The organism is Nocardia sp. NPDC050799, assembly GCF_040654015.1.
GTDB lineage: Bacteria > Actinomycetota > Actinomycetes > Mycobacteriales > Mycobacteriaceae > Nocardia.
Genome location: NZ_JBFAHF010000024.1, coordinates 82,978 through 109,322 on the forward strand (window position 1 = coordinate 82,978; position 26,345 = coordinate 109,322).

Here is a 26,345-nt window from a genome sequence, read left to right on the forward strand (position 1 = left end):
TCGTCGAGAACTACCGGTTCCGGCCTCCCCGGCGCGCGCCGGAGAGGTGTGACAGCGAGCGTGAACGTCATCGATGATCGCGCTCAGATGGGGTGGAAGGCAACCGATCGACCCGATCGATCAGCTCCTCGGTGCGCCGGGCGAACCACGCAGGGGAGAGCACGACCAGCGCGGTGGCGGCGGTGACCGCCGTGAGCACACCGGCCCAGGCCACCGGACCCAGCGGTGTGCACCCGAAGAACTGGCTGATGCCGGGTATCTCGACGACGGCCACGAGCACCGCCGCACTACCGACCGCCGTGGCCACCACGAGCGGATCATCGTGCCGCAGTAACAGCGTTTGGGCGAGTTGGGCACCGACCAATGCCGTCAACCCCATAGTCGCGGAGCGCCGCCGGGTACCCGGCGTCCATCGGCCGATCGCCCACGCGACGGTCGCCGCGGCGGCGGTGGCCGCCCCACGACGAACTATCGCCTCGACCAATGGGCGGCCGAGCGAAGGAGCGGGTGCGGACAGCACCGAATCCGGATAGCCCGTACCGGTCGCGGCCGGCTCCGCCGCGGCCGCGGGACTCGGCGGTGACACCGCGATGGCAAGCGCCGGGAACATATCCGTGAGCAGGTTGACCAGCAGGAGCTGCCGGGTACTCACCGGGGCGCCGCCGCGGCCGAGGGCGGTGCCGAGGATGGTGAACACCACTTCACCCGCATTGCCCCCGAGCAACAGGGTCAGGGCATCGCGGACCCCGATCCACATATTGCGGCCTTCGACGAGAGCGTCGAGCAGAGCGGTGAGGTTCTCGCCGGTCAGGACCAGATCTGCGGCCTCGCGGGCGGGTGAGGAGCCGCGCCCCGTCACCCCGATACCGGCATCGGCCATCCGGATCGCGGCAGCGTCGTTGGCGCCGTCGCCGACCATGGCGACCACCCGGCCGCACTGCTGCAGGGCCGCGATCACCTGCACCTTCTGTTCCGGTCCGACCCGCGCGAAAACCTGGGCCGAGGCCGCCAGTTCGGCGCGGCCGTTCTCGTCGGCGGCGGCCAGTTCGGCACCGGTGACGACCCGGGCGTCGGCCGGGAAACCGAGTTGGCGGGCGATGGCACGGGCGGTGACGGGGTGATCCCCGGTGATCAGCGCGACGGCGCAGTGGGCGGTGGCCAACTGCTGCAGGAGGGGGCGCGCCGAATCGCGGACGGTATCGGCGAGACCGACGTAACCCGTGACGGTCAGATCGGTTGCCAGTTCCTCGATCCGGTCCTGATCGAAACGCGTCCCGTCCGCGATCGAGTCGAGTTCGCACTGGGCGACGGCGAGCACCCGAAGGCCCTGATCCGCCAGGTGGTGGACGAGATCATCCGCTGCGTCCCGGCCGGAGGATCCGCTGTCGAACCGGCAGCGCGGCACGATCACCTCCGGGGCGCCCTTGAGCACCAACCGTGCCGACGCGCCCGGTCCGCCGGCGCCGTCGACGATGACGGCCGCCGCGTAACCGCGGCAGGATTCGAAGGGCAGCTCCGCGATCACGATCGGATCGGGGCCGTCCTCGGGCAGGCGGGCGGCCGCGGTGAGAACGGCCTCGTCCGTGGCATGTGTATGACCCTCACCCGTGTGCGGACGGGGACACGCCCACCCGGCGGCCCGCACCACCGCGGCCGCCGGCGGGTCGGTGACCTCCGGATAGCCACCACCCGGCGGGAAATCCGGTGGCACCGCCGTCACGACGGCGAGCCGGTTCAGTGTCAACGTCCCCGTCTTGTCGAAGCAGACGGTGTCGACCCGGCCGATGGCCTCCAGCGCCCGGGGCGCCCGGACCAGCACCCCCAGTTTCGACAGCCGGCGGGCGGCGGCGAGCTGTGCCATGGTCGCCACCAGCGGTAACCCTTCCGGAACGGCTGCCACCGCAATGGCCACCCCGTCGGCCACCGCCCGGCGCAGCGGTCCACGACGCACCAGCGACAAACCGGTGACCACCGCGCCGCCGGCCAGCGTGAGTGGCAGCACCCGGCCGGTGAGATCGCGCAGCCTGCCCTGGACCCCGGTGGCCGGTGCCACGCCGGACACCGTGGAGATCGCGCGATTCGCGACCGTGGCGGGACCGGTGGCCACAACGATCGCGCGGGCCCGCCCGGCGACTATCGTGCTGCCCTGGAACAGCATGCTGGCGCGTTCCGCGGCGTGGCCGGCCACCGGTTCGACGTGTTTGAGCACCGGCACCGACTCGCCGGTCATCGACGACTCGTCGACCTCGAGATCCTCGGCGACCAGCAGCCGGGCATCGGCGGGGACCACATCCGGCGCCCGCAGCTCGAGGACGTCGCCGGGCCGCAGCCGGGCCGCGGAGACGACACTGAACCGGTCCGAGGTCCGCGCCGCTTCCAGTCGGTTCTCCGTGGCCGCCTTCGGAACGACCACCCGGCGGACAGCCTGTTCCTGTTCGGCGAACAGGGCTGCCGCGGCGTCCTCCGCGCGCAGCCGCTGGATACCGCTGACCAGCGCGTTGACGCTCATTACGCCCGCGACCAGCAGCGCGTCGACATTGCTGCCCAGGATCGCGGCGGCCGCGGCGCCGATGGCGAGAACCGGGGTGAGCGGATCGCTCAGTTCCCGGCGTGCCGCACCGGCCAGCCGGCCCAGCAGCGCTGTGGGTACGCGCAGGCGTTCACCCACCACGCTGTGCGATAGGAGGGAGATCCTCCGGCGCCGGCCCGGCGCGGGGTTCGGAATCGGAGCCCGCCGGCCACGGAGGACGCGCGCGTACACGATCGCGGGGTCGAGGGCGTGCCAGGCGGTGAGCGGTTGCGGCGGCGGATCCGGTGACCGCACCACCCGCTGCGCGGCCAGCCCGCACAGGATCCAGGCGGTGGCGCCCGCGGCGTCGACCGGAGCGAGCCACCGCCCCGGCCCGAGCCGACTCCGCCGGCCGGTTTCCCCGGTCACCACGAGCAGGCCCGCCAATGTGCTGCCCGCCTTGGCCAGGCGCACCGCGGCGTCGATCGCCGGACGCGCGGCCACGACCGCCGCGAGCACCCGGACAGCGTCGGCCAGGTCGGCGCCGGTGAGGAGGTCGGCGGTCCACGGTGCCGCTGCCGCGGGATCGTCGACGGCGACCCCGATATCGGCGAGCGCCAGGGCGGCCAGGGTATCCACCGCGTCGGCATCCGGATGCAACGACGAGATCAGCAGCACCGGGCCGCGGTCGGCGCGCAGTTCCCGGACGAGGTCGAGCAGACCGGTACCGGGGTCGTACGCGGCGGTGACGGAGGCGCCGAGTTCCTCGGTGCCGGCCACATTGCGCAGCACCACCCGCGCACCGGTACGCCGGGCGGTCTCGATCAGCGGAACGGCGCAGGGGTCGAGCTCCCACCCGATCGTCACGCTGGCGACCACCGCGCCGTCGGCGAGCAGGTCGGCACGGTCGGTCCCCGGCACCGTGGAATCCGGCGGTTCGTGCCACCGCAGGGTGGCGCTGTCGAAACCGGTCGCGCCGGCGGACGCGGGGATCTCCTCACCGTGCAGCAGGGCATCGGCGATCTCGAAGATCCGTCCCCGCTGCCACCCCGGCGCCGAAACCTCGACGTCGAGCACGGTCCGAGTCTCGCCACGCAGTGCCGCGCCGTCGATGACGACCACCCGAACCCGGTCGAGCCGGCGCAACACTCCCGGGTCCAGCACCAATGAGCCCGCCTTGGCCAATCCCCGGCCGAGGACGAGCGCGTAGGCCTCCCGGCCCATATGCGCCGCCTTCGGTATGCCGGCCAGCAGCGTATCGGCGATATCGTCGGCCGTACCGCCCCCGAGCAGGGTGCCCGCGGCCGCCACGAGCGACCCGTTGGCGGCTTGTTCGGCATACTCCTCGACCGGGCCGGCCGCCGCGGTGCCGACCGGATCCTCGGCCGCGGGGCGGAGATCCGAGCCGGCCTGCTCCGCCGCGAAGAGCGACGCGGAAGCCGGGCCGCGCGGCCGGGTGGCGGCCGCGAGCCCGGGTTCACGGTCGCACCAGGTCTGCCGGCGTGCCAGTGCCTCGGAGATCTGGGCGGTTCGCGCGACAAGATCCAGCAGCGGCGCGGCGGGCGCCAGACCGAGCCCGTGCGCGGTGGCGGAGAACATGGTTGTCAGCAGATCGGTGCCGGCACGTCCGAGCTTGGACTCCAGCAACGCGACGATCCGCGGCTGATGGTTGATCACCGCCGCGGCAGCCCGGGCGGCCCGCGGTGCCCGGGGGAACCGTCCCAGCCATCCGATCACCGAGGTACCGACCGCGAGGACATCGGCCACCGCGGCAACCACCGGAACGGCGACCGCCAGGGGGTCCCCGGGATCGGTTGCCGGCCTGCGGTATTGCGTCCCCGGCTCCTGCCCGGCACTCTGCGGGCCGGCCGCGGGGCGGATCATCCGGCGAATCTCGTCCGGATCGGCGGCCTCCGCCAGCTCGATCACCAATCGCCCGAGGATGTTCTCGACGTGCGCGGACACGACACCGGGCCCGGCGGCGATCAGCCGTTCGAGCTCCGCGGCGCCCTCGGCGCCGTTCGTCCCCGGCAGGACCCGGTCGAGATCGATGTGCAGTCTGCGTCCGGACGCCCACGCCGGCGGGACACCCGCCTCGTCCGTGCCCCCGCGCGGCGGACCGCCGAGTACGACGCGGGCCCAGTCGCGAACCGGCCCGACCGCCGGGCCCACGAGCGCGGGCGCGACCAGCGCGGTAGCGGATCCGATACGGACGGTCGACGCCATCGCCCCTGCCGCGAGCCGCGCGAACCCACCGAGATCGATGCCCCGCATGCGCTCAGGCTTCCCGAGTGATCGGTCGATGCATTCGGGCGAGTGTAGGCGGGAAAAAGGGCAGTCCAGGATGCGCGCGCCGCACGTTGCGGTATCGGGATCCAATTGTGCGCACCGGGTCCGGCCGCCGGCGGCGATACCGTCGAGCAGTTCGTCGCACAGCCGGACGATGCCGGGTTCCGCGCCCGGGATGACATCGGGTGCATGCGGTGGCCCGAAGTGGCCGGTTCACCGACCCGGATACCTACGACATCCGTCGGGCCGCCGGCCACCTGAGCTTCGGGCGCGGTACGCATTCCTGCCTCGGATCGGCACCGGCCCGCCTCGGGGGCCGGAGTCGCCTTCGAGGAGGTACTCGCGCGGTGGCCGGACCGGCAGGTCGACTACGCGCACACCGAACGAGCGCGCACCTCGAGCGTCCGGGGCGGAGCGCGCCTTCCGGCACCGACGCCTTGACGCAACCAGTTGATTGCAATAGTGTTTATCGCAATCAACTGGTTGCTATAAAGGAGTACGCAATGGGATTCCCCGATCAGATCGTCCGCACTATCGAACTCGCACACCCGCCCGCCAAGATCTGGGCCGCGATCACCACCGCCGAGGGGCTCGCTTCCTGGTTCGGCAACACGGCGACCATCGACCTGCGCCCCGGTGGCGCGGCACGGATGACGTGGGAGAGCGGGGACACCGCGAATATGCGGGTGGAGCGGGTGGAGGAGCCGAACATCTTCGGATTCACCTGGCAGATCTACGGATTACCCGAGGGCGACCCGCGACGCACCTATGTCGAGTTCACGCTCGAACCCGTCGACGCGGGCACGCGGCTCACCGTGGTGGAGACCGGTTTCGCGCAACTGCCCGAGGACGAGCACAAGATCGCCTTCGGTGGCAATACCGACGGCTGGGCCGGCGAACTCGCCGAACTCGTCCAGTACCTCGATGCAGCCTGACCAGGAAACCACCGCCGAACGGGTTTTCGTCGCTCTCGCCGATCCGAGCAGGCGCTCAGTCCTCGCCACCCTCGCCGCGGGCGGCCCGGCCACCGCGACCGATCTCGCCGATCGACTGCCCATCACTCGACAGGCGATCGCCAAACACCTTGCTCTGCTTTCGGACGCAGGCCTGGTGATCGCGGAACCCGGGGAACGGCGGCGCGTCCGATACCGTCTCGATTCCGCACCCATGCAGGTGGCGCAGCAATTCCTGGCCGCGATGGCGCGGGACTGGGACGGCCCACTCGACGCATTACGTAGACGGCTGGACAGCGGGTAATGAGCCGATGCCGGTGTGCTCAGCGTGTTCGAGGACGGTGGTACTGCTCGTCGGTCACCGGCTCATTCCAGGTGGTCTCTTCGGTGCCGTCGGCCGTGCCTTCCCAGAGGGCGAGATGTTCCGTAAAACGGCCGGGGGCGGCACCGTGCCAGTGCTCCTCGCCGGGTGGGCAGGTGACGGTCCGGCCGGGATGGGCTTCGAGGACGGTTCCGTCACGGGTGCCGATCAGGGCGGTACCGGAGACGATGTGCAGCGTTTGCCCCAGGGCATGAGAATGCCAATGGGTGCGGGCCCCGGGTGCGAAACGGACCATATTGGCGCGCATACGCGACGGCCCGCGACCGGCATAGATCACGTCGAACCAGACGTCACCGGTGAACCAGTCCGCGGGAGCCTTCGTGGTGTCCTGCTGCTGGATGAACTCCATGGTTTACCTTTCGTATCGTCGGAGGCCGGAGATCGAACAAGGCCTGGAGACCATGGCCGCGCCGCAGCCCGCCGCGGGCTCTGCGCATGGCTTGTGGCTCCGGCTCACCCAGCAGATCAGACAGTGAGCAGGACCTTGGTGGCACGGCGCCGGTCCATGGCGCGGTAGCCCTCGGCGGCCTCGTCGAGGGGCAGGGCGAGGTCGAACACCGCACCGGGGTCGATCTCGCCGCGCATGATGAGCTCGATCAGATCCGGCAGGAAGCGGCGCACCGGGGCGGGCCCGCCGTGCAGATGCACCCCGGAGAAGAACAGCTCCATACCGTCGAGCTGCACATCGTGGGTGACGCCGACGTAGCCGACGTGCCCACCCGGGCGGGCCGACCGGATCGCCTGCTGCATCGACTCCTGGGTACCGACGGCTTCGATCACCGAGTGCGCACCCAGGCCGCCGGTCAGTTCCCTGATCCGTGCCACACCGGCATCGCCGCGCTCCTCGACGATGTCGGTGGCCCCGAACTTGCGCGCCAGGGCCTGACGGTCGGCGTGGCGGCTCATGGCGATGATGCGGTCGGCGCCCAGTTGCTTCGCCGCGAGAACGCCCAGCAGCCCCACTGCCCCGTCACCGACGACCGCGACCGTTCTCCCCGGCCCGGCTTCGGCGGCCACCGCGGCGAACCATCCGGTGCCCAGTACATCGGATGCGGCGAGCAGGTGCGGCAGCTGCGCGTCGGTGGGCACGCCCGGGACGGGCACGAGGGTTCCGTCCGCCAGGGGAATGCGGGCGCGCTCGGCCTGCGTCCCGATCGAGCCGATGGGGACGTTGTGGACGCAGCGGGACTGGTAGCCGGCCCGGCAGATCTCGCAGGTGTTGTCGGAGGCGAAGAAGGACCCCACCACGTGATCGCCCACCTGCAGGGCGCGCACGGCGGAACCGATCTCCTCGACGACACCGACGTATTCGTGTCCCATCGGGGTCGGGCCGCCGATTTTCTCGATACCGCGATAGGGCCACAGATCCGACCCACAGATACACGTGGCGGTGATCCGGATCACCGCATCGGTGGGTTCGACGATCGCCGGTTCGGCGCGATCCTCGACGCGCACATCACCGGGGGCGTGCAGGACGACTCCACGCATCTTCAGCAACTCCTTTCAACGGAAATCTTCTGCGTGGCGCCCAGTCAACCCCCGCCGTCACCGGTCAGGGAGTCTCTGTTGTGGGGTGTACTGGCGGGACACCCCACCTGGAGCGATAGCTACTTACGATCGGGTCATGAGCAATCGAGCCGAGGTCCGCGAGTTCCTGATGACGCGGCGCGCCAAGCTCACCCCCGAGCGAGCCGGTATCCCGGTCACTGCTGGGCGGCGGGTGCCCGGTTTGCGGCGTTCGGAGGTGGCCGCCCTGGCGGGGGTCAGTGTCGAGTACTACGCCAAACTCGAACGTGGTGCCATCGCGGGCGCCTCGGCATCGGTCCTCGACGCCATCTCCGGCGCCCTGCAGCTCGACGACACCGAACGCGCCCACCTGCTCGACCTCGCCCGCACCGCCGACGGCATCCCCACCTCCGGCCGCCACCGCCGGCGTGCCACCAAGACCTCGATCGCCCGGCCCAGCCTGCAGTGGACGCTGGACAGCATCCGCGACGCGATCGCATTCGTCCGCAACCCACGCCAGGATCTGCTGGCCGTCAACCAGCTCGGCCGCGCCTTCTACTCCCCCGTACTCGGGGAGGCGGGTCGCCTCCCCAACCTCGCCCGCTTCCAATTTCTCGACCCCACGGCCCGCGAGTTCTATCCGGATTGGGAGCTGTTCGCCGAAATGTGCGTCGCGATCATGCGCACCGAAGCCGGCCGCGACCCCCACGACCGGGACCTGCAGAACCTCGTCGGCGAGCTGTCCACCCGCAGCGAAACGTTCCGGCGCCTCTGGGGCGCCCACAACGTCCGCACCCACGGCACCGGCACCAAACGATTCCACCACCCCGAGGTCGGCGAACTCGTCCTCGCCTACGAAGAACTCGCCATCACCGCCGAGCCGGGGCACATCCTCATGATCTACACCGCGGAACCCGGTTCCCCGTCGGCCGAGCGCCTGCAGATCCTCGCTTCCTGGGCACCCGCCCCCGATACCCTGCCCGCCCCGCCGGCCTGAACGGCTCTCCGCCCTGGCCGTCGTACCGCCGGGACCACCGACCTCACGCGGTCGGCACCACCGACGGCCGGGTGCCCCGGGGCGCACAGGGCCCGAGGCCTCGATGACGATGGCGGATGCTATCCGTGGGCGCGACTGGGAAACTCGGGAGTCTCCCGGCAGGCGAACGCCCGGAGTCCCTCCCCGGCCGTCGAGCGAGCCGTGCCTTCTGCGTCGGCGCCGATCTCACCGGCTGGCCGATATGCCACTCGATGCCGCGTTCCACGCCGGAGCCCTGTCCGTCAGCTCGTGCTCGCGCCGCCGCAACCGTGACAGTTCACCGTGCAGGCGGCTCTGTCCCGCGAGGGCGCAGGCCTGGGGGCGCGTACAGCCCGGACTTCCCGAAAGAGACCTACTGCCCGTCCGGCTCCGCGCGCTCGCGGCGCTCGGTCGCGACGAAGACCAGGATCAGCGCCCCGGCGGCCAATGCCGCCACGAAGGCCACGACGGCAGGCCAGTGGCCATGGGCCCACGCCAGGCCCCCGGCCCAGCCGAAGATGCTCGCTCCCGCGTAATAGAAGATCGTGTACAGGGCCGTGGCCTGTGCCCGACCGGCTCGGGCGCGGATTCCGACCGCGCCGGAGGCCACGGCGTGCCCGATGAACATGCCCCCGGTCAGGATCACCACGCCGGTCAGGACGGCCACCAAAGGCTGGGCAAGACTCAGCGCGGTCCCGCCGAGGACCAGGACGCATGCCATGACCAGCACCACTCGCGGCCCCAGGCGGTCGGCCAGCCGTCCGGCCACCGGTGAGCCGACAGTGCCGGCCAGATAGGCGAGGAAGATCAGCGAGATCAGCGTCGGCGCCAGATGGTAGGGAGCGGCCTCGAGCCGGAACGGCAGATAGTTGAAGACGATGACCATGCAGCCGATGAGCAGCCCGGCGATACCGTACAGCGCCAGTTGCACGGGGTCACGGAGGTGCGCCGCCAGCAGTGCTCGAGTCGACTGCGACTCGGCCCGTCGCCCGACGGCTCGCGGCAGTAGCAGGACGAGCACCACCATGAGAAGCGCGACTCCCACGCCCATGACCGCGAGAGCCGGTCGCCAGCCGATCACCTCGGCCAGCGGAACGACGATCACGCGCCCGGCCAGGCCGCCCATGGACGTGGCCCCGACATACGAGCCGGCCAAGGCCGCGGCGCGTCCCGGGGCGGCGACCTCGTGTATCAGCGCCATGGCCAGCGAAGGAATACCGCCGAGCGCCACCCCCTGTACGAATCGGCCGGCGACCAGCAGATCGAACGTCCACAGCCAGGGCACGAGGAGCCCGGTCAGTGCGGCGGCGGCGGCCGCGTAGCGCATGGCCGCCGGCCGCCCGACCCGATCCGACAGCCACGCCCAGGGCAGCACCGACAACGCCAAGCCCAGTGTGGTCGCCGAAACCGTCAGCGCGGCGCGCGACGGGCTCACCGCGGCCTCGGTGCCGATCTGGGTGAGCAATCCCTGCGGCGCGTACATCAGGGAGAACGTCGCTACACCCGCGCAGCCGAGCGCGGCGGACAGCCGGCGCTCGGGGTCACCGGAGGATTGGGACTCGTCGATACCGATCGGGGCGGGGCGAGTCCCCTGCCCCGCGGGCGCGGAAACCGGCATGCAGTCGACCGTAGGAGCCGCCGATTGATGAGTCCAATGCAATCCTGCCGGGATACTCATATCATTTGCGTTATGAATAGTGCGGCAGTACAGGCGCTACTTCCCCACTTGCCCCTGATCGTCACCCTCGGCGAGGTCGAGCACGTCACCCTGGCCGCCGCCATGCTCGGCATGCCGCAGCCCACGGTGAGTCGCACAATTCGCAGGTTGGAGGCACAGCTCGGCACGAAGCTCGTCGAGCCGGACGGCCGGGGCGTGCGCCTGACAGCGGAGGCTCGTCTCCTCGTGCCCTACGCCCAGCGTGCACTCGATGCGGTACGTGACGGCGTCGAGTCCGTCGAATCCGCCGACCGCAGAACCCGGGCGACGGTACGCCTCGCCTTCCAGACCTCTCTCGGGGAATACCTGGTCCCGCAACTGATCCGCGCGGTCCGCGACCGCGACCCGGAGATCCGGTTCGTGCTGAGCCAGGGCGCACGCAGTACCTGTCTGGATATGCTCGACAACCACGCGGCCGACCTGGCACTGGTCTCGCGGATGAGCCCGCCACCGGGTCACCTGGTCGTCGAGCGACTCTTCGAAGAGCCGCTGATCGTCCTGGTCCCTGCCGATCATCCGCGCGCGCTACGGACGTCGATGACAGTGCACGACCTCGCCGGCGAGTCGCTCATCACCTTCAAGAACGGCTACGGACTCCGCGGCTCGGTCGACGAGATCTTCGCCCGCGCGGGGGTGCTGCCGAAGATCACCTTCGAGGGTGAGGACCTGCACACGGTCTACGGGTTGGTCGCCGCCGGGCTCGGGGTGAGCATTGTGCCGCCCATCCGCATACCGGAGGGGTGCGTCGGCCTACCCCTCGACAACCCCCATGCCTTCCGCGATATCAGCGCGGCTCTGCTTCCGGATACGCGCGCGGACGCGATCGATACGGTACTGACAGCGCTTCGTTCCCTCGCGGCACGAACGCGCAGCCGGGATGGTCTTGCGGACGCTCCCACCGAGCCCGCACAGCACGCCGCGCCCGGCCGGGACAGCACGCTGCGCCCGGCCCGAGCCGGCGAGGTGACTAGCACATCAACGGTGCCCGGATACGGCTGCGCGGGCGCGGCCGGGTGTCCTTAACTCGCGCAGCGCACGGTCTACGAACGAATACCCGGCGCGCGCCGACAGCATCCGAGGTGTTGTGGCGGATTCACACGGCACCCCGAGACCGTGGTGAAAAATCCGGACCTGACGGTCGGTGACCGGGCCACCGGGCGGAACATATATCCTCGAGTCACCCGACCAGCGTGCACATCAACGCATTTCGCCGAGACGGACTGCGGGCACGCGGCGGGTTTCTGCGTGTCTTCGACGGCGATGACCCGAAGACATGTTCACCGATCTCGAGAGGTAGCTCTATGAATTGGGTCCGTGCGCGAACAGGTCTCGCGCGGGCGCTGACGGGTGTGACCACGGCATGCTGCCTGCTCCTTGCGGGACAGCCGTCGGCGGTTGCCGAGGAGGGGCCGACCCCACCGGTCCCCTCCGGCCTGCAGCGCGGTATCGACGATGCCCTCCCCCCGCCGGCACTGCCCGCCGCACCCGCATCGCCCATCGGCGATCTGCCGCCGGAACTGGCAGCACTGTGGCACGCGGTGCAGTCCCCGCCGACCGGCGACCCGATCTTCGACACCTGGCCGGCCGGATTGGACGCGATGGCCGCCGGTGCGGTGATCGAACAGCGAGACATCACCGCGATCGCCGCGCCGCGCATCGATGCGCCGATCGGCCGCGCCGTACTGCTGAAGTTCCGATCGACGTCCGCGGCGGGTGCGCCCTCCTTCGGTACGGCCACCCTGGTGGTTCCCGCGGCGGCGTGGGCAGGCCCCGGCGACCGGCCGGTCCTGGTGGACAACAAGCCGATCAACTCCCTCGGCCTGCGATGTACGCCCGGGTATACGATGGCGCACGGGGAGGACGGCACCAGCAGCAGTGCCATCGATGCGCTGACACCGACGACCGCGTCGGCGGTGAGCCGTGGGTACGCGGTGCTGATTCCCGATCACGAAGGCCCGTTCATGGCCTATGCGGAACCGAATGTCGCCGCACATGTCATCCTCGACAGCATTCGCGCCGTGCGCTCGCTGCCCGGATCCGAGTTCGCTGCCGGCCGTTTCGCACTGACCGGCTACTCCGGGGGCGCGATCGCCTCCTACGCGGCGGCGATGCTGCTCGACGACTACGCACCGGAACTGGCCGAGGTGGTGGTGGGCGCGTCGATGGGCGGACTGGTCACCGACAACCGGGTCGTCGCGAACAGTTTCGACGGCAAGTTCGCCTCCGGAGTGCTGCTGGCGGTCGTGCTCGCCTACGCCCGCGAGCACCCCGAGATCCTCGCCAACATGAACCATCTGGCCCAATGGGTGGCCACCTCGCCGCTCAACAATGTGTGCGGTGAGGCGCTCGGCCCGCTGGGTGTGGTCGGGATACCACTCGAAATCGCCGCGAATATCCCCCACCCGCTCGACAGCGCCCTCGCCGACGATATCTTCGCGCGCACGGATCTCAGCGACCGGACGTCGGCGGTGCCGCTGTACATCTACCACGCCGCCCACGACCTCTGGATTCCGCTCGAGGGGGCACAGCAGCTGTATCGCACTCAGTGCGATCGCGGTGTCCCCGCGGTTTTCCGCAGCGAGCCGGGTGAGCACGTGACCGGCCTGACCACGGGGTTCCCCGGTGCGTTCGACTGGCTCGACGCGCGTCTACGCGGCGAGCCCGCACCAAACGAGTGCTCCTAGAACCGTCGGCGACGACAGGGGGTTTCGTTCGGGAGAGCCGCGCCGGTGACCGGCGCGGCTTTCCCGGGAGCGGGTTCAGCCTACTGTCGATTCGGGCGCGGGACCGAGCGGGCGGCCGCCCGCGTCCCCGTCGAATGTCGACCAGGCCTGAGTCGGTTGGTGTCCGATACCGGGTTCGCCGAAATCACAGACACCCGCCGGGAAAACCCGCTGCATTCTGCCGCGGCGGGGCCGCCGCGGCGGCGGCCGGGGATACGCGCGACCACCGGCCCGAGTCCCTGCCGTACGAGGCTGATCACGCCGTAGGGCAGGACGAAGATGAACAGGATCAGCGCCACACCGTGGGTGATTCCGGCGGCCGACTGGTTGATGTCGGCGGTCCACTGCGGGACGTACACGACGAAGAAGGCCCCGAACACCACGCCGGGCACCGTGCCGAGCCCACCGACGACGATCATCGTGATGAAGGCGATCGCGAGCGGCAGCCCGAACGCCTCCGGGCCCACGTACTGGACCACGAAGCTGTAGAGCACACCGCCCACCCCGGCGAGCGCGGCACTGAACGCGAAAATCGTTGTCTTGGTGCGGGTCGCGGGGACACCTAGGGTGGTGGCGACCGCTTCGTAGTCCCGGATCGCGATCAGCGACCGCCCGATCCGGCCGGTGGCGAGGCGGCGCACCACCAGGTACGCGACGAGCGCCACGACCAGGCACAGATAGTAGACCCACTGGTCCCGGGCCAGTCCGGTGAACTCGGGGGCCTCGGCACCGAAGATGTTGATACCCGCCTGCCCGTCGGTGATGTGCTCGAACCGCTTGATGACCGCGGGCGTCACCAGCGCGAGACCCAGTGTGGCCAGCGCCAGCTGGAGTCCGTGCAACCGCAGCGCCGGCAGCCCGAACAGATAGCCCACGACATAGCCGACCGTGAACGCGATCGGGATCAGCAGCAGATACGGCACCCCGTGGTTCTCCGCCAGCACGGCGCTCAGGTACGCGCCGAGCGCGAAGAAGAAGCCGTGGCCCAGGGAGATCTGACCGGTGTTGCCGGTCAACAGGTTCAGCCCGAGCCCGACGACGATGTACACCAGCACCATCGAGCGATCGAAGTTCACATACGGCGCGGACACCAGCGGCGCGACCGCGGCGACGAGCACGACCAGGATCATCGTGGCGCGCGAAAGCCACACCGGCGCGTCGAGTTCGGCGCGGGGGCGGCGGAGTAGTTCGAAGATCCTCATACCCGTGCCACCTTCCGGGCGCCGAACAGCCCCTGCGGCTTCAGCAACAGCACGCCGAGAATGAGGACGAGCGCGACCGCCTGCTTGAAATCGTGGCCGATCCAGGAGATATAGGTACCGGCGAGGTTCTCGGCCACCCCCACGCACAGGCCGCCGACGATCGCGCCGACCGGGCTGTCGAGCCCGCCCAGGACCGCGGCCGCGAACGAGTAGATCAGCGACGCCACGAGCATATTCGGCTGGAGGAACAGCTGCGGCGCCGCCAGGGACGCGGCGAGCGCCCCGATGGCGGCGGCCAGCCCCCAGCCGATCATCAACATCCGGCCGACCGGCACGCCGATCAGGTGCGCGGAGTCCGGGTTACCGGCGGCCGCCCGCATCGCCAGTCCCACCCGCGTCCGCTGGAACAGCACGAACAGCAGTGCGGCGACCACTACGACCGCGCCGACGATCACCACGGACTGCCGGGACATCACCACCGGGCCCAGCGTGATCACCGGCCCCGACACCATCGCCGGGAATTCCCTGCTCTGTACTCCCCAGATCCAGCCGGCGGCACTGTTGAGCACGAGCATCAGTCCGAGCGTGATGATGACGAGCGGCATATGGTCCGGCGACCCGGCGAGCGGCCGGATCAGCACCCGCTCGGTAGCGGCGCCGGCGAGGAACGCCACCACCATGGCACCCAGGATCGCGAGGTACAGCGGGGCACCCCACTGGTGGAACTGCCACGCGAAGAACGCCGAGAACATCGCCATCTCGCCCTGGGCGAAGTTGACGATCCCGGACGCCCGGTATACCAGGACGATGCTGAGCGCGAACGCGGCGTACAGCGCGCCCCACGTCAGCCCGTCCACCACTTGTTGCGCAAAGACTTGCATGAACAGCTCTCCTGTGGTCAATAACCGAGGTAGGCGCGCCGCACCGATTCGTCGCGGGCGAGGCTCTCCGCGGGGCGCTGGGCGACGACGCGACCGGCGTCGACGAGTACCGCCGACGTACCGATGTCGAGCGCGAGATGGGCGTTCTGCTCGACGACGAGAATCGTGGTGCCGGTGTCCTCGTTGATCCGGGCGAGCGCCCGGAACACCTCCTGGGTGATGCGGGGCGCCAATCCGAGCGAAGGCTCGTCGAGCAGCAGCAACCGCGGTCCGGCCACCAGGGCCCGGGCGATGGCGAGCATCTGCTGCTCGCCGCCGCTGAGGCCGGCCGCGGGCTGACGCCGCCGTTCCCGTAGCCGCGGGAAGAAGTCGTACCACCGATCGATCGCCCGCTCGATGGCCGCGGTGGAGGTCGTGTATCCGCCGATTCGCAGGTTCTCCTCGACGGTCAGGTCGCCGAATGTTCCGCGTCCCTGCGGCACGTGCGCGACGCCGAGGCGGGCGATCCGGTCCGTGCGCAGGCCGAAGATATCGCGCCCGTCGAACACGATCCGCCCGGTGGTGTGCACCATCGCGCAGATCGACCGCAGGATGGTGGTCTTCCCGGCACCGTTGGCGCCGAGCACCACCGTCACCTCGCCGGCGGGCACCGCGAAGTCGATGCCGTGCAGCACTTCCGCGCTGCCGTAGCGAGCGTGCAGCCCCTCGACGTCGAGCAGGCTCACGCCGCACCTCCCAGGTACGCTTCGACGACCTCGGGATGCGCTGCCACCTCGGCGGGTGCGCCCTCGGTGACCTTCTGACCGAAGTTGAGCACCACCGCCCGGTCCAAGATCGACATCACCATGGCCATGTGGTGCTCGACGAGCAGCACCGAGAATCCCCGTTCGTCACACAGGGCGCGGACCGTGGCGGCGAGCTCGAGCACCTCCTCGTGGATGAGCCCGTTCGCCGGTTCGTCGAGCATGAGCAGCCTCGGTTGCTGCATCAGTGCCCGGGCGAGCTCGATCCGCTTGAGGGTGCCGTAGGACAGGTTCCCCGCCGGCTCCAGTCCGACGTGCGCGAGTTGCATCGAATCGAGCAGCGACCACGCCTGTTCGCGTTCGCGACGCTCCTCCCGCCGGGTCACCGGCAGGCCGAGGGCGGTGCGGAGGAATCCGGCCCGGGTGCGCGAGTACACACCGGTGAGTACGTTCTCCACCACCGACATCGTCGGGAACAGCCCGATGTTCTGGAAGGTGCGCGCGATCCCGGCCTCCGCGATCCCGGCCGCGGGCAGGGCCAGCAGATCGGTGTCACCGAAGGTGATACGTCCCGAATCCGGCTGATAGAGACGGCTGATGCAGTTGAACAGTGTCGTCTTGCCCGCACCGTTGGGGCCGATGAGCCCGACGACGCGGCCGGATTCGATCGTGAACGAGGGCCCGTCGAGCGCGACGACGCCCCCGAAGCGCAGGCGCACCTCCTCGACGCGCAGTGCGGGGACCGCCCCGGCGGCAGCTGCGTCCGGCACGGTCGTCATCCCTCGGTGCCGCGCGTGACCACAGCGTCGTAGTGCCAGCTGCCGTCGCGGAACGTCATCGGTGCCATGGAGGTGATCACGTACGGGTAGGCCGGCGTGGTGTCGAAGGTGACACCCTCGATGGACAGGTCGGTGGTCACGCCCCGCATGTTCCCGACCGCGTCGAGGAGGTCGGCGCGCAGGCAACCCTTCATCTGTTCGAGGGCGGTGACGAGCAGCTGCGCGGTGTTGTAGCCGGTGGCCGCGATGGTGTCGGTGGTTTTCACCTTGCCCGCGTTGCGCTCGGCGAACGCCCGCCAGTTCTGCACACCCGGATGGTCGTCGTGCTCGGTGCTGCTGACGTCGTAGATCCAGTAGAAGGAGTGGATCCCTTCCGCGGCACCGGGGCCGGCCGGCGCGAGCACGAAGTTCGTATCGGTGGCGCCCGAGTAGATGTAGGTGTCGGGTTTCCAGCTCAGCTCGTTCGCCTTCTTCAGCGACTGGGTCACGAAGCTCGCGGTCGCGAAGTTGACGAAGACGTCGGCGCCGGAACTCGCGAGGTTGACGATCTGCGAGTCCACCGACGGCGTCGTCTGCTCGTACGACTGCTCGGCGACGATCCGGGTCCCACTACCTTCGAGTGCGGACTTCAGTGCGTCGAGGCTCCCGACACCGAGGCTGTCGTTCGGGTAGAGCACCGCGACCTTCGCCTGCGGATGGTCGCGGCGGATCTGTTCGGCTCGTTCCGACACCTCCCAGCCGGTCTGCGGATTCACCGCTCCGGCGACGACGGGACGCTTGTCGTGCGTCGCGAGCAGTTCGTCGGTGCCGGTCATCGGGAACACCAGCGGAACGTTCTTCTGGGTCAGGTAGTCGACAACCGCGAGGGTCGAGGCGGTGCCGATCAGATTCTGGATGGCGAACACCTGGTCCTGCTCGACCAGCGACCGCACATTACCGACGGTGCGCGCCGGGTCGTAGCCGTCGTCCATCGCGGTGTACGCGATCGTGCGGGATTTGCCGTCGCCCATAATGACTCCGCCCGCTGCGTTGATCTCGTCGAACAGCGCGGCCGCCGCGGTGGCCTGCGCACCGGCGACGGACTGCATGAGGCTGGTGCCGAACCTGATCTCGGTATCGGTGATCCCGGGATCGCAATCGCCCGACGCGGTCGCGGTGTCGCGACCCGAGCAGGCGGTGAGGGCGGCGGTGGCGCACAGGGCTGTCAAACCCACGGCGAGAGTACGTTTCATGGTCGTTCCCAGGGTGCGAAGGGGCGAAAAGCAGGAGAGGTCGCCGCATCGCGGGTTGCGGCGGCGAGGCATCGGAAGGGGTCGTGTCAGGCGCGCGGATCGATCCCCGGCTCCCACCTATCGGTTACGGATGGGGTCATGCTGCCTCCTCGGCATTTCATTTTTCTGACGTGACAGTCATGTCAACTTTCGGAAGTGTGACCGGGAACACGAGACCTGTCAACCACCCGGACGACCGGGTGAGATCCACCCCGGGCCACCGGCCGCGCCGACCACCCGGAGAGCACCGGGATCGAACCCGGCCCGACTTCGGCGTCCGCGCCCCCGCCGATCCGGATCGCCGATACAAGAACGAACACTGCCGACAGGCAGAGCACGGCTGGGGTGTCCCGACGCCGGGTGCCACCGCTCATCGCCATGCTCCCGAGCAAACCGATCCGCATTACCCCGACAGAATCGGAGTTCTGCGCGCGGCGCGGCCGAGCATGTTCCATTTGGCTCGCACTGATTGTTATCTGCGACGAGCACCGGAATCGACCCTATGATGATCACTGCGTTTCGGGGGACGAAGTCGAGCTGCGAAATCCCGAGCGTGCAGTATTCGCGTGACAGCAACCCGGCCTTCACCCAGAAAGAACAATGACTACCTGTTGCCTGCCTTCGCCTGTCTGGAATCCGACGCTCCTGCCGCCTTTGTGTCGTAACAGCAAAGACTGTTTCTGACTACTTGCACCCCGGTCCACGACACGGGGCGAAGAAACCGCACTACCGGCGCCGAATTGCGCAGTTCCTGCTTCTTCCGGCGCCGGACAACGGCCGCCACAACGTCGGAGGAAGACGGGGGGCGCAAGCGAAAGGTTCAGGTGGACAACCCTCTTGATGGTCTGCGTAAGGCGCTACTCCAGCGAATGGTCGACGCCGCTCGAAGCATCGGATCGGGCGCGAGCAAAGCGACAAAGGACACCAGTGGTAAAGTCCGCGGTGGGGTAAATCATATTGCCGGCGAAACGGACTCGAACGCAAGTAAGGGGATTTCACATGAGCGACCCGATTCCGGAACTGGATCGACCGGAGCGCGAGGAGTTCTGGAGAACCCTGGGCTGGAAACCGGATCTCCCGGAGCCGGAACGTCGGCTGATCGAGGAACGCTGGACGGACGAGGCGATTCACATGGCGAAGTTCTACGGGTTCTGAATTTCGGCGACCGCGAGATCCGCCCCATTGCGGAACATACCCTCCCGGATGATTACGCCGCATTTCTTCGTGAACACGGCCGGAGCACGCCGAAGCTGTACGAATTGGATCCCGCCGACGCCGATTATTTCCGGAGTCAGATGCAGGCGCTGAAGGACAGCAGTCGCTATTCCGCCTCGGTCAATGTGCACAGCCTGGAGGAATACCGCAATATGCGGCTGTTCGTCACAGACGACGGGAAGGCCGGCGGCGCGCTGCGGGGTGACGAACTGTTGTCTCTGTGGGCACACAAGGATGGTGCGCACCCACATGTATCGAGCGCTCTGCTGGGCCTTCGCGTATCCCTGGGTGGACGGATCCTCAACTGCTTCGACACCGTACTACCCGACCTGTACTCCTTTTGTGGCTTCAAGCCGGTCGCACGCTTGCCCTGGGATGACCGCTACGCGCCGGAGGGGTGGGATTACGACACCTACAGCCGCTACAACGGGGGGCGGCCCGACGTCGTCTTCATGACCTACGACCCCGATCGGCTCGGCTCGAGATACGAACCGGGCAGCGGAAGCGTCGTCGAAAGCTACGACGACGGCGTCGAAGCCGCCCGCCGAGCATACGAATGACCGGCCGTACGTTTCTGGTCAACCTGAGCGTAACCATCGCTTTGGGTTCTCGCCCGGGGATATAACGAATCCTTGTGCCAGGACACCGATTTCGTGCTCCAAGTCTCCACCGGGCTGTGACGCGCCTCCTAGACCGCAAGGATCTTGCCGGACGTCTGCGATATCCGGTCGCCGCTTCCTCGGTCGATGCCTCCACCGCGGCCTCGATCGAGGCGCTGTGGGCCCAACTGACGCACCCGGGTGCGCCGACCCCACCCGGGCATACGGAGAAATTCCTCGTCGGGGACGAGATCTTCTCTCCCTCAGTGGTGCTCGGGCGGTTCGAGACGTGGGCCTGGGCCGATCTGGTACTGAGGGCCCTGGCCCGGGAGACGAACCTGTTGCTGCCCGGTACCCGCATCCTGCTGCTGGGTACCGGCACTCTCGCCGAGGCCCTGGCAAGTGCGATCGCGCGCTTCGGCGGTCAGCTCGAAGTCGCTGCCCAGGACCCCGTCGGACTGATCGATATCGCGGGCCGTCACGGAGTTCCGGTATGGACCGTCACGGACAGGGAAATCGTTTCGAGCGGTATCGATATCATCCTGGTCACCGGGCGAAATCATCCCCCGTTGGTTCGTGACGCGATCGCGCCGACGCGACGATCACTGGTGGCCATCGACGGCACTGCTCCGGGGCCCACGGAAGGGTTCACCGCTGTCGGTGACACGGTCGGTACGGTCCGCGGTCTGACCGAGTTGTCCGGAGCGCGGCCCATTTTCGTGGTGCCGCGGCCTTCGCCTGCCGCCCTGGGCAGTGTCAGCGCGGATATCAGAGCTCTGTACGCCGTATTACGGTCCGCCTTGGAGCCGGGCGACGCCGACATCGCCTTGGCAGAGGTGTTGCTGGCATGAACACGGCCGTACGGACGCCCGGTGCATGGCGGCACGGGCAAGAGAAGATCGACTGGGCACGCCGGTTCATGCCGGTAACCGAAAACCTCGCCGGCGAACTCCGCCGCGCACGGACCCTCGCCGGACTGCGGGTGGGGTTGTCACTGGTCCTGGAACCCAAAACCGCCAATCTGGCATTGCGGCTGGCCGAGGCCGGCGCCGATGTGTCGGTGGTGTGTCGCGCGGTGAACACTCGTGACGATGTGGCAGCCGCGCTGGCCCGGGCGGGTATCGCTGTTTTCGCTCGTTCCGACGCGTCGGCCGCGACCGAGCAGCTGCTCCGGACCGAGTTCCTCGAGCGCCGCCAGCACATACTCGTCGACGACGGCGCGCGCTCGATCCGTCTGGCCCATTCGGCATCCGATGATGTCCTCGAGACCCTCCGGGGCGCGTCCGAAGAGACAACCAGTGGTCTGCGCCCACTGCGGGCGATGGCCGGAGCGGGACGGTTGCGGTTTCCGGTGGTCGCGGCCAATGACGCCCGCAGCAAGACCCTGTTCGACAACGATCACGGTACCGGGCAGTCGACGGTTCTCACCGTCGCCGATCTCCTCGGCACGGTGTTGACCGGAAAATCGGTCGTTGTCGCGGGATACGGGTACGTGGGACGCGGCGTGGCGCGTTCGGCGCGCGCCCTCGGCGCGCGGATCACCGTGGCCGAGATCGACCCGATCCGCGCACTCGAGGCGCTGCACGCCGGCTATCGGGTCGCGCCGCTCGTGGAGGCCGCGGCCGCCGCCGACATACTGATCTCCGCGACCGGCTTCGCCCACACCGTGGATGTCGCGCACCTCTCGGCACTCCCGGACGGCGCGGCAGTCGCGGTGGCCGGCGGTGTCGACCAGGAAATAGCCCTCGAGGCCGCGTTCGCGGCGGGGGCGTCGACGCGGCGCACCGCCGATCGTATCGATGAAATCTCCCTGCCCAACGGACGGACCGTCCTCGTCCTCGACAACGCTGGTTGCATCAACTGCACAGCAGGAGAGGGCAATCCGATCGAGATAATGGATCTCTCGTTCGGTGTCCAGGTACTGGCGGTCGAATATCTGGCCCGCGAGGGCGACGGACTCGCCCCCGATGTCCATGCGCTCCCGGCCTCGGCCGATGCCCGGGTCGCCCACGCCAAGCTCCGCAGTGCGGGAATCCGGATAGACACCGGGGAGGCGGTTCGATGAACGCGCTGATCGCGCTCGACGATGTCACGGTCACATACTCCTCGTCCGCGGTGCCCGCGCTGGACGGAGTGAGTTTCCGGATCGATCCGGGCGAGTTGGTCTTGATCACCGGCCCGTCCGGGTGCGGCAAGAGCACCTTGATGCGCGTGATCAACGGTTTGGTACCGCATGCCTACAACGCCGAGGTCACCGGTGCGGTCACCGTGGCCGGTACGTCCGCCTCGACGCTGAGCGTAGGGCAGATCTCCGAAACCGTGGGCACGTTGCTCCAGGACCCGGCGAAACAGGTCGTGGGTCACTCGGTGACCGCCGATATTGCTTTCGGGCCGGAAAACCGCCGGCTCGATCCGGACGAGATCCGAGCGCGCATACAACGGGTCGCGGAAACACTCGGTTTGTCCCCGGAGCTGCTCGCCGCGGGAACACACGAATTATCCGGCGGCCAACTGCAACTCGTCGCGTTCGCCGGCATCCTCGTGCTGGAGCCGCGCGTCATCATCGTGGACGAGCCGCTGGCCAATCTCGACCCCGACGCGGCTGTACAGGTCCTGCGGGCCTTGCGCGAGTATGTCGATCGCGGTGGCGCCGGTGTGGTGATCGAACACCGGGTGGACGAGGTTCTCCCGGTGGAACCGGATCGCGTGGTGTTTCTCGACCGCGGCCGGATCACCTACTCCGGTGACGTCCCGGGGTTTCTGCGAACAGCCGATCCCGAGGTGGTGCGGTTACCGTTCGCCACCCTGGTCGCACGCGCCGACGCTCTCGGCCCTCAGCACCAGCCGGGCCGGCGCCCCACCGGCGAGTCACGCGTGCGGTACACGAACGCCCGGTTGGGATACGGGGCCACCACTGTTCTCGACGGTGTCACCGCCGACCTGGCGGCCGGGGAACGGATCGCCGTCCTGGGGCACAACGGCGCGGGAAAATCGACGCTGCTGCGCGCCGCGGTGGGTCTGGTCGATGTATCGGCCGGTGCCGTCGACTTGAACGGCCGCCCCGTGGACAGCTACCCGGCAACGCAGTTGGCCGCCGCGACCGGATACCTGTTCCAGAATCCGGCGCTGGCGTTCTTCGCCGCCACCGTCGCCGACGAACTGGCCTTCGGGCCCCGCAACCTGGGTGTGGCGGCCGGCGAAATCGAGAAGATCTCGGGGCAAGTACTGGAAATGGTCGGTCTGGCCGATGAGCCGGACATTCTGAACAGACCTCCGCGAACGCTGTCGTTCGGTCAGCAACGCAGACTCGCGCTCGCCCTGGCACTGACCCTGCGTCCCCGCACCCTGATACTCGACGAACCCACCGCGGGACAGGACCTGCGCTCGGCGGCCCGCTTTCTCGATGCCATTTCGACCCTGCCGAGCGTGGACAGCATCTATCTGATCACCCACGATGTAGACCTCGCCCTGTGGCGTTCGGACCGACTGCTCGTTGTCGCCGGCGGCCGGATCCTCGCCGACGGTACTCCGTACGACATCGTCCACGACCCGTCCCTGTGGCACAGCGGTAGCCCCGCCACCGACCGCGCGGTACTCCGCGAAACCGACTATGTCCGGGCCGCGCGTAGCTCTCGTTCGGCACCGGGTTCGATACCGCCACCGAACATCCTCGCCCGCGAACTCGGCTCGGCTCGTTCGGCAGCAGAAACCATTTCCGCGGGAAGTTCCGCACAGACGAAGAGGAGCACAGCGCATGACCGCGGTTAGAGATGTGATCACCCGACCCTGGCATGTCGACTCGCGAACCGTGGTGTTCGGAGCGGTCGGCGCGGCACTCTATGGTGCGCTCGGGATATTCAGCTTCATTCTGCCGGGCACGGCGAATGTGGCGATCCGCCCGGCGCTGGCTCTCGTGCCCTTCGTCGGTATCAGGTTCGGGCCGGTGGCCGGTTTCTTCACCGGTGTGGTGGGCACCGCGATCACCGATCAGATCCAAGGGTTCGGTTTTCTGACCTTCTGGAACTGGAGCCTGGCCAACGGCCTGATCGGTGTGATCGCGAGCCTGCTCTCCCATTACCTTCCCGAGGTGAAGCGTAAATCGTTCCAGGCGGTTCGCCTGGCGGGACTGACCTTCGTCGCGGTAGCGGCCGGTCTGGCCTTCACCATCACCGAGGTGCTCCTCGGACATACTTTCGTCTACTGGTTCACCGGCGCCTACCTCCCGGCCGTCGCTACGACGGCTACGGTGTCCCTACTTTTGGTGCCCGTGCTGGACCGGGCGTGGCAGCCGCTCGCGAACCGTGCGGGGCGATAGTGGAGGCTGCTCGCTATCTCGCCGGGGACTCGTTTCTCGGCCGCAGAGACCCGCGGGTCCTGATCGTCGTTCCCGCCCTGACCGTCGTCCTCGTCACACAGATCCGGGATTTCCGGCTCATGGCAGCGGCGGCGGTACTCGCCTTCGCCTTCTACGCGTCCGCCCGGATCCCGTTTCGGGCCGTCCGTTCCAATTGGTTCTTCGTCGGCTTTTTCGTATTGGTCTTCGCGAGCATCAACGGCATCATCGTCGGCGCCAGAAAATACGGTGACAGTTCGACCGAACTGGTCCAGATCCCGGTCATCGACGTGAGTATTTCGACGGCGTCCATCTCGTACACGCTCAATATGGCGACGCGCTTTCTGGCGATCGCGATGACCGGTTTCCCACTGGCTTTCGCCGTGCGGCCGGGAGACCTCTCGGTCGCTTTCGCCCGGTTGGGCGTCCCCGCCCGGTTCGCCTACGCGATCGACCTGACGTTCCGCTTTCTTCCGACCACTTCCGCCAATCTGCGGGAAACAATCGCCGCGCAGCGGTTACGCGGCTACGAACCCGCACCGACCCGTAATCCGGTCCGGCGGATCCGTCAGCTCCAGCCGTTGATCGTTCCGGTGACCGTGGGTGCGTTCGTCGACGCCGAGGACGTCGCCGACGCGCTGGAGTTACGCGGCTTCGCCAACGACCGGCGGACCTGGCTCCGTACCCTCCGGTTCGACACCGCCGACCGAACTGTGCTGGCAATATTCGTCGCTGTGACGGCCGCCGCCACAGCGGCGAATATCAGCGGAGTCATGCCGGGGCTGTGGTTGTGGTGAAGCCGGCCGCACCGGGTGCCGTGGAAACGACGATACATACCGCCCCGTGGGTTCTCGCCGGAAGCAATCACGCATTCCGCCACGGGGCCGTGGCGGTGGCTCACGGAAATATCGTGCAGGTGGGCCGGTTCGACGAGGTGCGCCGGGATCTGAGTACCGGAGGCACTGTCGTCGAATGGCCCGGAGCACTGATTCCGGGGCTCGTGAACGCCCATACCCACCTGCAGTACACCGATATGGCGGACCTGGGCACCCGTTCCTACCCCAGTTTCGAGGCCTGGTCGAAAGTTTTCGCCGCCGACTACGCGAACCGTCGTGCATGGCGCCGGTCCGCGGAGCGCGGCCTGGACGCGGTACTACGCGCCGGGACCACGGCGGTCAGCGATGTGGTCACCCATGTCGAAGCCCTCGATGTGCTCTGGGCAGGCGGCCTGCACGGTATCGCCTTCTGGGAGGTGATCGGCATGCGCTACACCGACTGGACCGATCGCGGCCGGCAACGAACGGTCGAGATTCTCGACAACGCGGCCGCGAGCAGCTACGGCGCTGTCGGACTCTCGCCGCACGCACCGTATTCGCTGGACGGCCGGGTACTCGCCGAGGTGAGTGCGCTGTCGCGCGCCCGACGACAGCGCAGTCATATCCACCTGGCCGAATCACGCGCCGAATACGAATACGTGGTCCGGGCGGCGGGGCCGTTGGCCGACTTCTGGCGCAACCGCGGATATGGCGATTTCTCACTACTCCGTCAGGGCGGGGCCGGAACGAGTCCGGTGGCCTACGCCGAGTCGGCCGGCGTGCTCGATTCGTGCACGCATATCGCGCACGGCGTCTATGTCGACGGTGACGATCGCGAAATCTTGCGCAGGACGAATACGGTCGTCGCACTGTGTCCCCGCTCGAATGCCGTGCTCGGCCTGGACGACGCCCCGGTGGCCGATTACCTCCGCGAGGGCAACCACCTCGCTGTCGGTACGGATTCCTTGTCGTCCAGCCCCTCGCTGGATGTCCTGGCCGATACCGCGGAGTTGTACAGGATCGCCCGTCGCCAGGGCTACCATCAGCGTGATCTACATTGCCGGCTGTTCCACGCCGTGACCGCGGGTGGTGCCGAGGCCATGGGTCTGGCCGGCCGTATCGGCAGGCTGGAGCCGGGACGGTCGGCCGATATGGCGGTGATCGACGTCGACGGGTCACGAGCACACGACATATGTGCCGCGATCGTCGAGGGCGGCGGCGGTATGACCGAGGCGACGATAGTGGCCGGCGAAGTACGCTTCCGGCGGGCGCGGCGGCGAACCGCTACAGCGACGGCCGGTGGTGCCGGCCCGCCGGGTTCGCTGCCCGCGGCTGTCCGGACCGATCGCGTCGGCTGACGCAGTACGCCGGTGCAGCTGTCCGGTCGGCGTGGGTCTGTTCGGGCTCGAGCCG

General features: G+C 68.6%; 22 protein-coding genes and 1 pseudogene. 14 read left to right on the forward strand and 9 right to left on the reverse strand.

Going from position 1 to position 26,345, the window contains the following annotated elements; translation table 11 throughout:
* Positions 1-67 precede the first annotated feature (67 nt).
* On the reverse strand, positions 68-4,783 hold the full coding sequence (locus AB0H42_RS23590; protein ID WP_357059207.1) for a cation-translocating P-type ATPase: 4,716 nt from the start codon (positions 4,781-4,783) through the stop codon (positions 68-70).
* 214 nt (positions 4,784-4,997) lie between these two features.
* Here AB0H42_RS23590 and AB0H42_RS23595 point away from each other — a divergent pair.
* From AB0H42_RS23595 to AB0H42_RS23605, 3 genes and pseudogenes are all read left to right on the forward strand, one after another.
* Positions 4,998-5,239, forward strand: a pseudogene (locus AB0H42_RS23595) (cytochrome P450); the annotation flags it as partial.
* A 62-nt stretch (positions 5,240-5,301) separates the two neighbouring features.
* Complete coding sequence (locus AB0H42_RS23600) at positions 5,302-5,733, forward strand: SRPBCC domain-containing protein (RefSeq protein WP_357059210.1); 432 nt, start codon at positions 5,302-5,304, stop codon at positions 5,731-5,733.
* A complete protein-coding gene (locus tag AB0H42_RS23605; protein WP_357059213.1) occupies positions 5,723-6,055 on the forward strand; it encodes a metalloregulator ArsR/SmtB family transcription factor in 333 nt (110 codons plus the stop codon). The genes AB0H42_RS23600 and AB0H42_RS23605 overlap by 11 nt, the downstream gene beginning before the upstream one ends.
* Before the next feature lie 19 nt (positions 6,056-6,074).
* On the opposite strand, the gene AB0H42_RS23610 is transcribed toward AB0H42_RS23605, so the two are convergent.
* Together AB0H42_RS23610 and AB0H42_RS23615 are read right to left on the reverse strand one after the other, a co-directional pair.
* On the reverse strand, positions 6,075-6,482 hold the full coding sequence (locus AB0H42_RS23610) for a cupin domain-containing protein (protein ID WP_357059216.1): 408 nt from the start codon (positions 6,480-6,482) through the stop codon (positions 6,075-6,077).
* Positions 6,483-6,598: 116 nt separating this feature from the next.
* Positions 6,599-7,621: a zinc-dependent alcohol dehydrogenase family protein gene (locus AB0H42_RS23615; RefSeq protein WP_357059218.1), complete on the reverse strand. Its 1,023-nt coding sequence runs from the start codon at positions 7,619-7,621 to the stop codon at positions 6,599-6,601.
* A 136-nt stretch (positions 7,622-7,757) separates the two neighbouring features.
* Here AB0H42_RS23615 and AB0H42_RS23620 point away from each other — a divergent pair, with 136 nt between their 5' ends.
* On the forward strand, positions 7,758-8,636 hold the full coding sequence (locus AB0H42_RS23620) for a helix-turn-helix transcriptional regulator (RefSeq protein WP_357059221.1): 879 nt from the start codon (positions 7,758-7,760) through the stop codon (positions 8,634-8,636).
* A gap of 391 nt (positions 8,637-9,027) precedes the next feature.
* On the opposite strand, the gene AB0H42_RS23625 is transcribed toward AB0H42_RS23620, so the two are convergent.
* Entirely contained in the window at positions 9,028-10,272 is a 1,245-nt protein-coding gene (locus tag AB0H42_RS23625; protein ID WP_357059224.1) for an MFS transporter, read from the reverse strand.
* Between the two features lie 72 nt (positions 10,273-10,344).
* On the opposite strand from AB0H42_RS23625, the gene AB0H42_RS23630 reads away from it, so the two are divergent.
* Positions 10,345-11,394: a LysR family transcriptional regulator gene (locus AB0H42_RS23630; protein WP_357059227.1), complete on the forward strand. Its 1,050-nt coding sequence runs from the start codon at positions 10,345-10,347 to the stop codon at positions 11,392-11,394.
* Between the two features lie 278 nt (positions 11,395-11,672).
* Positions 11,673-13,055 (forward strand): lipase family protein, encoded by a 1,383-nt coding sequence (locus tag AB0H42_RS23635; protein WP_357059229.1) that lies wholly within the window; start codon positions 11,673-11,675, stop codon positions 13,053-13,055.
* A gap of 80 nt (positions 13,056-13,135) precedes the next feature.
* Here AB0H42_RS23635 and AB0H42_RS23640 read toward each other — a convergent pair whose 3' ends face one another.
* From AB0H42_RS23640 to AB0H42_RS23660, 5 genes are read right to left on the reverse strand one after another with little or no spacing between them, the layout of a single operon-like run.
* Positions 13,136-14,296 carry a branched-chain amino acid ABC transporter permease gene (locus tag AB0H42_RS23640; protein ID WP_357059232.1) on the reverse strand — a complete coding sequence of 387 codons (1,161 nt, stop codon included), beginning with the start codon at positions 14,294-14,296 and terminating at the stop codon, positions 13,136-13,138.
* Complete coding sequence (locus AB0H42_RS23645) at positions 14,293-15,177, reverse strand: branched-chain amino acid ABC transporter permease (protein WP_357059235.1); 885 nt, start codon at positions 15,175-15,177, stop codon at positions 14,293-14,295. Before AB0H42_RS23645 ends, AB0H42_RS23640 begins: the two co-directional genes overlap by 4 nt.
* A 17-nt stretch (positions 15,178-15,194) precedes the next feature.
* Positions 15,195-15,902 carry an ABC transporter ATP-binding protein gene (locus AB0H42_RS23650; protein WP_357059238.1) on the reverse strand — a complete coding sequence of 236 codons (708 nt, stop codon included), beginning with the start codon at positions 15,900-15,902 and terminating at the stop codon, positions 15,195-15,197.
* Positions 15,899-16,699: an ABC transporter ATP-binding protein gene (locus AB0H42_RS23655; protein WP_357059241.1), complete on the reverse strand. Its 801-nt coding sequence runs from the start codon at positions 16,697-16,699 to the stop codon at positions 15,899-15,901. Before AB0H42_RS23655 ends, AB0H42_RS23650 begins: the two co-directional genes overlap by 4 nt.
* On the reverse strand, positions 16,696-17,931 hold the full coding sequence (locus tag AB0H42_RS23660; protein WP_357059244.1) for an ABC transporter substrate-binding protein: 1,236 nt from the start codon (positions 17,929-17,931) through the stop codon (positions 16,696-16,698). Before AB0H42_RS23660 ends, AB0H42_RS23655 begins: the two co-directional genes overlap by 4 nt.
* Positions 17,932-18,969: 1,038 nt before the next feature.
* On the opposite strand from AB0H42_RS23660, the gene AB0H42_RS23665 reads away from it, so the two are divergent.
* The 8 genes from AB0H42_RS23665 to AB0H42_RS23700 all read left to right on the forward strand — a co-directional run bounded on the left by AB0H42_RS23665 (position 18,970) and on the right by AB0H42_RS23700 (position 26,290).
* Positions 18,970-19,125, forward strand: coding sequence for a hypothetical protein (locus AB0H42_RS23665; RefSeq protein ID WP_357059247.1), 156 nt, complete (start codon positions 18,970-18,972; stop codon positions 19,123-19,125).
* Between the two features lie 104 nt (positions 19,126-19,229).
* The gene (locus AB0H42_RS23670) at positions 19,230-19,745 is read left to right on the forward strand and encodes a hypothetical protein (RefSeq protein WP_357059249.1); all 516 of its coding nucleotides are present in this window, start codon (positions 19,230-19,232) and stop codon (positions 19,743-19,745) included.
* 116 nt (positions 19,746-19,861) lie between these two features.
* Positions 19,862-20,635 carry a hypothetical protein gene (locus tag AB0H42_RS23675; RefSeq protein ID WP_357059252.1) on the forward strand — a complete coding sequence of 258 codons (774 nt, stop codon included), beginning with the start codon at positions 19,862-19,864 and terminating at the stop codon, positions 20,633-20,635.
* Positions 20,632-21,849, forward strand: coding sequence for an adenosylhomocysteinase (locus tag AB0H42_RS23680; RefSeq protein WP_357059255.1), 1,218 nt, complete (start codon positions 20,632-20,634; stop codon positions 21,847-21,849). The genes AB0H42_RS23675 and AB0H42_RS23680 overlap by 4 nt, the downstream gene beginning before the upstream one ends.
* Entirely contained in the window at positions 21,846-23,552 is a 1,707-nt protein-coding gene (locus AB0H42_RS23685; protein ID WP_357059258.1) for an ATP-binding cassette domain-containing protein, read from the forward strand. Before AB0H42_RS23680 ends, AB0H42_RS23685 begins: the two co-directional genes overlap by 4 nt.
* Positions 23,539-24,099, forward strand: coding sequence for an ECF transporter S component (locus AB0H42_RS23690; RefSeq protein WP_357059261.1), 561 nt, complete (start codon positions 23,539-23,541; stop codon positions 24,097-24,099). Before AB0H42_RS23685 ends, AB0H42_RS23690 begins: the two co-directional genes overlap by 14 nt.
* Positions 24,066-24,914, forward strand: a complete 849-nt coding sequence (locus tag AB0H42_RS23695) for an energy-coupling factor transporter transmembrane component T (protein ID WP_357059264.1) — start codon at positions 24,066-24,068, stop codon at positions 24,912-24,914. The genes AB0H42_RS23690 and AB0H42_RS23695 overlap by 34 nt, the downstream gene beginning before the upstream one ends.
* A 95-nt stretch (positions 24,915-25,009) precedes the next feature.
* Complete coding sequence (locus AB0H42_RS23700) at positions 25,010-26,290, forward strand: amidohydrolase family protein (protein ID WP_357059267.1); 1,281 nt, start codon at positions 25,010-25,012, stop codon at positions 26,288-26,290.
* Positions 26,291-26,345: the final 55 nt, after the last annotated feature.